The following is a 1328-nucleotide window of genomic DNA, read 5'->3' as shown; positions in this document are numbered from 1 at the left end:
TACTTCTTAGAAGACGACAAAGACTACTACCTTGGACGCGCACGTGTTCACGATGCTAACTTCGAATTAACCGATTTCCGCCTCCACTTCAACCCTGTCCGTAAAACTTTATCCCTTTATCAAGATAAACACAACAACGATAAAGTCAAAGAAGCAGAAATGAAAAAAAACCATCCTGGATGGACATAAAAACATTAACTTTCAAATATATTAAAAAATTAAAGGAGATTTAATTAATGTTTAAAATCAAAAATAATTTATTATTGTTATTGAATTCGTTTATTGTATTTGCTTTCTTAGGATTGTTTTTAATTGCTAATAATCAACAAGTAATGGGGATGAATAAAGATATTGCTAGTGCTAGCAATAATAATCAAAACATAACTAATTACTCTATTGAAGAAAATATAATTAATTTAAAATATAAAATTCGGAAAAATGCAGTTAAAAAAATAAATACAGAAAGAGAAATACAACAATTATCAAATAATGATCCTAACAAAAATACTCTTTTAGCTTTAAAACAAAATTTAGAAAATTTAATTCATAATCAAAAAGAACAATTAAAAACTTATCAAAAACTTTTAAAAACTTTAAATGATGAAAATAATTAATTTGTTTTTAATAATAAATAAAAATATTTAATTTTTCACAAAGACCCTTCAGGGTCTTTTTTTATTTAACAACAAAAACAACTCATCAATTGGAAAGGAAACAAAAACAATACCTAGTAATCTCATCTTTTTCATCATCACTCTACTTTCATTGATTCCAATAATCACTGTTTATTATGTTCTTAAATTCTATCTTTTCGCTGTCAAACTAAGTATTAACCAATTAAAACAAGGAATAGTAGTTCGATTTTATCAACATTTAATCACGAAGCAACCCAATCATGTGGAATCTATTTAATACTTGGTTAATAAAGCTTAATAATAGCCTTAATACTATCAGTCATTATTTCTTTACTTATCAAAATCAATGGTTAAACTTAGCTTTATTAATGATTATTTTATTATTCCTCCCTCATATCTTATGTTTCATTGATTTTATCATTAAATGTCTTTATCACCTTTTTCGTTTCTTTTATTATTTAGGAAAATATCTTTTATTATTATTAAAGAAAATATTTAAGAAAGAATAATTATTATGAGAATCCAAAACTTAAATCAACGCACCAAATTATGGTACCAACATCGAAAAAAATACATCAACGCTTCCGAAGTTGCTTCGATAACAGGTTTAGATCCCTTTCGTTCCATGGAACAATTAGTCCATGATAAACTTTTCGGGACCACTTTTACCGCTAATCAATATAACCTATTACA

General features: G+C 25.8%; 2 protein-coding genes and 2 pseudogenes. All 4 read left to right on the top strand.

Annotated features, from left to right (window positions below; genetic code table 11):
* Window positions 1-189: pseudogene (locus OYV_RS03900) on the top strand (effector); the annotation flags it as partial.
* A 47-nt stretch (window positions 190-236) separates the two neighbouring features.
* On the top strand, window positions 237-614 hold the full coding sequence (locus tag OYV_RS03895) for an SVM family protein (RefSeq protein ID WP_011160424.1): 378 nt from the start codon (window positions 237-239) through the stop codon (window positions 612-614).
* A 281-nt stretch (window positions 615-895) separates the two neighbouring features.
* A complete protein-coding gene (locus OYV_RS04745) occupies window positions 896-1144 on the top strand; it encodes a hypothetical protein (protein ID WP_081931947.1) in 249 nt (82 codons plus the stop codon).
* Between the two features lie 5 nt (window positions 1145-1149).
* A pseudogene (locus tag OYV_RS03890) lies at window positions 1150-1328 on the top strand (endonuclease); the annotation flags it as partial.

This window comes from 'Chrysanthemum coronarium' phytoplasma, assembly GCF_000744065.1.
GTDB classification, from domain to species: Bacteria; Bacillota_I; Bacilli_A; order Acholeplasmatales; family Acholeplasmataceae; genus Phytoplasma; species Phytoplasma asteris.
This window is presented reverse-complemented; position numbering and strand designations above follow the sequence as displayed.